The 6,242-nt window shown below is 71.4% G+C and carries 5 protein-coding genes; 3 read left to right on the plus strand and 2 right to left on the minus strand.

From position 1 onward, the window contains the following. A partial coding sequence (locus ACFWOG_RS38765; RefSeq protein WP_380364259.1) for a hypothetical protein occupies nt 1-1,119 on the minus strand: 1,119 nt, incomplete at its 3' end. 303 nt (nt 1,120-1,422) lie between these two features. Next, nucleotides 1,423-3,273, minus strand: a complete 1,851-nt coding sequence (gene asnB, locus ACFWOG_RS38770; RefSeq protein WP_380364261.1) for an asparagine synthase (glutamine-hydrolyzing) — start codon at nt 3,271-3,273, stop codon at nt 1,423-1,425. Nucleotides 3,274-3,589: 316 nt separating this feature from the next. Between asnB and ACFWOG_RS38775 the strand changes: the two genes are divergently transcribed. The 3 genes from ACFWOG_RS38775 to ACFWOG_RS38785 form a co-directional block, all read left to right on the plus strand. Then, a complete protein-coding gene (locus ACFWOG_RS38775; protein WP_327683601.1) occupies nt 3,590-3,874 on the plus strand; it encodes a hypothetical protein in 285 nt (94 codons plus the stop codon). 123 nt (nt 3,875-3,997) lie between these two features. After that, nucleotides 3,998-5,824 carry a glutamine--fructose-6-phosphate transaminase (isomerizing) gene (gene glmS, locus ACFWOG_RS38780; RefSeq protein ID WP_329885032.1) on the plus strand — a complete coding sequence of 609 codons (1,827 nt, stop codon included), beginning with the start codon at nt 3,998-4,000 and terminating at the stop codon, nt 5,822-5,824. Between the two features lie 278 nt (nt 5,825-6,102). Next, on the plus strand, nt 6,103-6,242 hold a 140-nt coding region (locus ACFWOG_RS38785), incomplete at its 3' end, for a cold-shock protein (RefSeq protein WP_380364263.1).

The following is a 6,242-nucleotide window of genomic DNA, read 5'->3' on the forward strand; positions in this document are numbered from 1 at the left end:
GGAGGATAGCCCGCCCGCGGAGCGGCAGTAGCCCTGCATCTCCGGGCTGGTGATCTTGGCGCAGAGCCGCCCGGCCGCACCGCCGTCCGTGTAGTTGACCGTGTAGTAACTGACCAGGCCCTCGGCACAGGCCTTGCGCTGCCAGCCGTCGGCGGCGGTGGCGCACTGCTGGGCGGCCCAGTCCTCGCGGTCCAGGTTGTACTTCATGGTCCGCGAGCCCACCCCCCGGCTGCAGTCCACCGACCCGCCGCTCGCCTTGCCGTTGAGGCACCACTTCAGCGCCTCGGCGTAGACCTCGGGGTGGTTCGGGTAGTCGTGCGAGGAGAGGTAGAAGGTCGGCGCGTAGAAGAAGCAGGCCGACTGGAACAGCGAGGGCTGCTCCTTGCACGGGTAGAGCGGGTCCTGGGCGATCTTGTCGGCCGGCAGGTTCGCCTTCGCCTTCTCGTCCTCCTCGTCCGGGCCGAAGAGCTGCATGAACAGGCCCTCCGAGCAGCGGATCCGGTTCTGGTCGGTGGGGAACTTGTTGCACAGGTCCCGCGCCTTGGCCACGTCCTGCTTGGCGACGAACATGGTGCCGTGACCGACGCCGTGGATGCACGGGCCGCTGTTCTTGGGCGCGCAGAGCTTGAGCAGGTCCGTCTCGGGCTGGGCGGAGGCGTTCAGCATCTCCTCGACGGCGCCGTGCAGGTAGCCCGCGGCGCAGGTCTCGTGCGGGAAGGAGATGACCTTCTGGAAGTCGGCGTTGAAGCGCTTGACGGCCGCGTGCCCGAGCTCGTGGGCGATCGGGTGGCAGAACCGGACGGTGTACGGCAGCTGCTTGGTGATCCTGTCCAGGTCGGCCAGCGCGACCCCGGGATCGGTGGACTCCATCTCGGCCATCAGCTTGTTGCGCAGCGTCGAGCGGGTCCACACCGCCGGGTCCCCGGTCGGGGTGGCGCTCACGGCCGGCTGCGCGGTGCCGGCGGGCGCGGCGCCCGCCGTTCCGGCGGTGCCGTCCGCGGTGTTCTCCCCGGCCGTCGCGGCGACCGGGGCGGGCGTCCAGTCGGTGACGGCCACCGACCCCAGGCCCAGGACCCCCAGCAGCAGGGCGGTGAGAATCGCGAATGCTCGCGGATGCATGGCGGAGATCCCCCGGCGGATCGAGACGGACGGGTCGCTCCCCATCCTGACGGCACGGGGGTGGGATTCCGCGTTTTCGACCGCCATTCGGGAGGTGTCGGCGACGCTATCGCACGTCCGGGCCGGTCGACGACGCGGGCCGCCCCCGGTCGCCGGACCGCCGGACGACCCGTCACCCGGCCCGTCCTACGGCCTGTCGCACGGCCCGGCGCCGGTCCGTCACCCGGCCCGCTGCGCGGTTCGCCGTGAACCCGGACGGCGCAGCGGGCGACGTACGCCGTCCGGGTGAACGCCGGCGGGCGGTCAGAGTTCGAGCGACACCTGGTACTCCGTCAACCAGGCGTTCAGGTCCAGCGCCAGATCGGCCGCCAGCCGGACCGACTGCGGATCGGTGTCCGGTGCGAGCGCGTCGGCCAGTGCCCGCCGGTCCAGCAGCTCGAGCACCGGGGCGGCGCGGTCGGAGGTCAGCTCGGCCAGTTCGCTGCGGAGCATCTCCGGGTAGTGCGGGTCCTGCACGCTCGGGTAGGGGCTCTTCATCCGGTCGGCGATCTCGTCCGGCAGCACGTTCCGGACGGCGGCGCGCAGCAGGCTCTTCTCCCGGCCGTCGAAGTGCTTCATCGACCACGGCGTGTTGAAGACGTACTGCACCAGCCGGTGGTCGCAGAACGGCACCCGCACCTCCAGCCCGTTGGCCATGCTCATCCGGTCCTTGCGGTCGAGCAGGATGCAGACGAAGCGGGTCAGGTTCAGGTACGAGATCTCCCGCATCCGTCGCTCGAACGGGTCGGCGTCCGGCAGGTGCGGGACTTCGGCGAGCGCCTCCCGGTACCGGGCGTGCCGGTAGCCGGCGAGGTCGAGCTTGCCGAGCAGCTCCCGGTCGATCAGCTGTTCGCGCGGACCGGCGCCCGTCCCGCCGAGCCTGGTCAGCGAGGCCGCCCAGGGGAAGTCGTCCGCGTTCACCGCCTGCGGGTCGTGGAACCAGCTGTAGCCGCCGAACAGCTCGTCCGCCGACTCGCCGGACAGCGCCACCGTCGACTGCCGGCGCACCTCCTTGAAGAGGAGCAGCAGCGAGGTGTCCATGTCGCCGAAGCCGCCCGGCAGGTCCCTGGCACGCAGCGCGGCCATCCGGTGCGTCCGGTCGGTGAGTGCGGCGCTGTCCAGCTCGATCACCCGGTGGTCGGCGCCCACGTACCGGGCGAGCAGTGCGGCGTACGGGCCGTCCGGCGTGGAGCGGACCGCGTCCGCGAGGAAGTGCTCGCTCTGTCCGGCGAAGTCGACAGCGAAGGAGCGGACCGGCCCGGCGCCCGCCGCGCGCAGCGCCTTGGCGGCCAGCGCGGTGACGGCGCTGGAGTCGAGGCCGCCGGACAGCAGCGAGCAGAGCGGCACGTCCGAGTCCAGTTGGCGGTGGACGATGTCGTCGAGCAGGGCCCGGACGGTGGCGACGGTGGTGGCGAGGTCCTGGGTGTGCCGGCGTGCCTCCAGCGCCCAGTAGCGGCGGACCGTGACGCCGCTGCGCCGCACCCGGACCACGTGGCCGGGCCGCACCTCCGAGATGCCGCGGTACGGGGTGAGGCCGGGGGTCCTCGTCAGGGCCAGCAGTTCGCGCAGCCCGTCCAGGTCGACCACCGCGCGCACCGAGGGGTGGGCGAACAGGGCCTTCGGCTCGGAGCCGAAGACCACGCCGTCCGGGGTGGGGTGGTAGTGCAGCGGCTTGACGCCCATCCGGTCGCGGACGAGCACCAGCTCCTCGCTGCGGGCGTCCCAGATCGCGAAGGCGAACATGCCGTTGAGCCGCTCGGCGAGGTGCTCGCCCCACTCCAGGTAGGCGTGCAGCACCACCTCGGTGTCGCTGCGGGTGCGGAACCGGTGGCCGGCCGCCTCCAGCTCGGCGCGCAGCTCGCGGTGGTTGTACACCTCTCCGCTGTACGTGAGGGCGGCCAGCGTCCGGCCGTCGTGCTCGGCCGTCATCGGCTGGACACCGCCCTCGACGTCGATCACGGCGAGGCGGCGGTGACCGAGTGCGGCGTGCCGTTCCAGGTGGATGCCGCCCGCGTCCGGGCCGCGGCAGAGCTGGGTGGCCGTCATCGTGTCGAGCACTGGCCGTTCGAGGGTGAGGTCGCGGTCGTAGGCGACCCATCCGGTGATGCCGCACATCAGCAAGCCTCCGGTTCTTCCGACACGAATCTCCGAGACGAATCCGGTGTCCTGATCCGTCTCCCCCGATGCGTAGTCGGGGAATCACGCTACGTGGTGGTACGTGCTCGCACAAGGGTGCGCGGGCGGGGTGGGCGGGCCCGCCGGGCGTCCGCCGTGCCGATCGTTCGCCCGCCCGTTCGCCCGTCCGATGCTTCGTTCGACAGGCTGGCGCGGGCCCGGATCGGGCCGGGTGGGCGTCGAACGTCGCGAGATCTGCCCGAATTCGGGCAAGATCTTTGAACTCGGTGCCGGATCCGGCCTAGGCTCCCTCTTCGTGTCCAGCTCACCCGGTCCCTCGCACCCTCACGAAGACCTGCTCGCCCACCTCACCCGGACCAGCCCGCTCGGGCCCCGCGAGGCGGCACGGGTGGTGGCGGAGGTGCTGGCCTACTTCTCCGAGACCACGGAGGAGTACGTCCGCCGCCGCCACGGTGAGCTCCAGGCGCGCGGTCTGACCAACGAGAGGATCTTCGCCCGGCTCGCCGAGGAGCTGCCCGCCCGCCGTGTCGCGGCGCCGGGACTCTCCGCGCGGCAGCTGCGCCGGATCGTCTACGGCTGACGGACCCGTCCGAAGTCCTCCGTCCGGGGCCCGCCGACCGCGGTCGGCGACGGCCTCCCGGCCCGACCCTCCGGGCCCCGCCCTGCCTCCCGCCCTGCCCCCTGTCTTCGAGGAGTCCACCCCATGTGCGGAATCGTGGCCTACATCGGCCCCAAGGACGCGACCCCCTTCCTGCTGGAGGGCCTGGCCCGGCTGGAGTACCGCGGCTACGACTCGGCGGGCGTCGCGGTCGCCGGGCGCACCGGCGGGCTCAAGGTCCGCAAGGTCAAGGGCCGGGTCGCCGACCTAGCCGCGGCCGTCCCGGCCCGCTTCAAGGGGACCACCGGCATCGGCCACACCCGCTGGGCCACCCACGGCGTGCCCAGTGACGCCAACGCCCACCCGCACCTGGACAACGCCGGGCGGATCGCCGTCGTCCACAACGGCATCATCGAGAACGCCGACGAGCTGCGGGCCAAGCTCGCCGCCGACGGCGCGGTCTTCCGCTCCGAGACCGACACCGAGGTGCTCGGCCACCTGATCGCCGCGCACGCCGCGGAGGGCGTGGAGCTGGAGGACGCCGTGCGCGCCGCCCTCGCCATGGTCGTCGGCACCTACGGCATCGCCGTCCTCGACGCCGAGCAGCCGGACCGGATCGTGGTCGCCCGCAACGGCAGCCCGATCGTGCTCGGCATCGGCGAGAAGGAGATGTTCGCCGCCTCCGACGTCTCCGCGCTCGTCCGCTACACCCGCCAGGTCGTCCACCTGGAGGACGGCGAGCTGGCCACCGTCCGCGCCGACGGCTTCCGCACGTTCACCGAGGACGCCCGCACCACCCACCGCCAGCCGTCCACCGTCGACTGGGAGATCGACTCCTACGACACCGGCGGCTTCGCGCACTTCCTGCTCAAGGAGATCCACGAGCAGCCCGGCTCGGTCGAGCGCACCCTCGGCGGCCGGCTCGACGAGCGGTTCGCCACCGCCCACCTCGGCGGCCTCAACCTCGACGCCCGGGAGCTGCGCGAGATCCGCCGGGTCAAGATCCTCGGCTGCGGCTCCGCCTACTACGCGGGCGAGATGGGGGCCCAGCTCATCGAGGAGCTCGCCCGCATCCCCGCGCACAGCGAGCCCGCCTCCGAGTTCCGCTACCGCAACCCGGTCATCGAGGCCGACACCCTCTACATCGCGGTCAGCCAGTCCGGTGAGACCTACGACACCCTCGCCGCCGTCCAGGAGGTCAAGCGCAAGGGCGGGCGGGTGCTGGGCGTCGTCAACACCGTCGGCAGCGCGATCGCCCGCGAGTGCGACGGCGGCATCTACCTGCACGCCGGTCCGGAGATCTCGGTCGCCTCGACCAAGGCGTTCACCTCCACCGTCGTGGCGTTCGCCCTGATCGCCCTGCACTTCGGCCGGATCCACGACCTCTCCCCGGCCGACGGCCGCCGCATCGTCACCGCCCTCAAGGCGCTCCCCGACCAGATCCGCGAGGTCCTCGCGCAGAGCGACGCCATCGCCGAGCTCGCCGCCGAGTACGCCGGGTCCGAGGGCATGATGTTCATCGGCCGGGTCCGCGGCTTCCCCGTCGCCCGTGAGGGCGCGCAGAAGCTCAAGGAGATCTCCTACGTCCACGCCGAGGCGTACCCGGCGAGCGAGCTCAAGCACGGACCGCTGGCCCTGATCAGCCCCGAACTGCCCACCGTGGCCCTGGTCCCGGACGACGAGCTGCTCGACAAGAACCTCACCACGCTCGGCGAGATCAAGGCCCGCTCCGGCCGGGTGCTCGCCGTCGCGCACCGCCGCCCCGACGCGAAGCTCGCCGACCACTGCATCCTGGTGCCCAGGAGCGAGCCGGAGCTCGACCCGCTGCTCCTCAACATCCCGCTCCAGCTGCTGGCGTACCACGCCGCGGTCGCGCTGGAGCGGGACGTCGACAAGCCCCGCAACCTGGCGAAGAGCGTGACGGTGGAGTAGCCGACCGAACAGCCGGTCCGGGCCCGAACCGGGTCCGGACCGGGTCGGAGAACCCGGGACGGCGGGGCGCGGCGAAACCCGGGAAGAAAGACCCGCCGTTCCGCCCCGGGACCTGCTACAGTCGATGTCAGTTGCAGTTTCGGTTCCCATGAACTTTGTGTGCGCCTGCCGGTTGTGACCGCTGGCGCATTTTTTGTTTCTCCGGAATTTTCCTCGAATTTCTTCGGATTTTCTAGGAGTCTTCTTCTGGGTGGGTACTCATAGCGGCGACGCGGATCCTGCGAGGTGCGGGCTCCGGGAATTGCCTTTCAAGGAGAATTTTAATGGCTAATGGCACCGTGAAGTGGTTCAACGCGGAAAAGGGCTTCGGCTTCATCGAGCAGGAGGGTGGCGGCCCGGACGTCTTCGCCCACTACTC

This window comes from Kitasatospora sp. NPDC058406 (assembly GCF_042722765.1).
Lineage (GTDB): Bacteria > Actinomycetota > Actinomycetes > Streptomycetales > Streptomycetaceae > Kitasatospora.

Coding starts and splice junctions, on each gene's coding strand:
- asnB (WP_380364261.1), bottom strand. CDS start 3,273: ATGTGCGGCATCACCGGATGGGTCGCCTACGACCGCGACCTCACCCTC.
- glmS (WP_329885032.1), top strand. CDS start 3,998: ATGTGCGGAATCGTGGCCTACATCGGCCCCAAGGACGCGACCCCCTTC.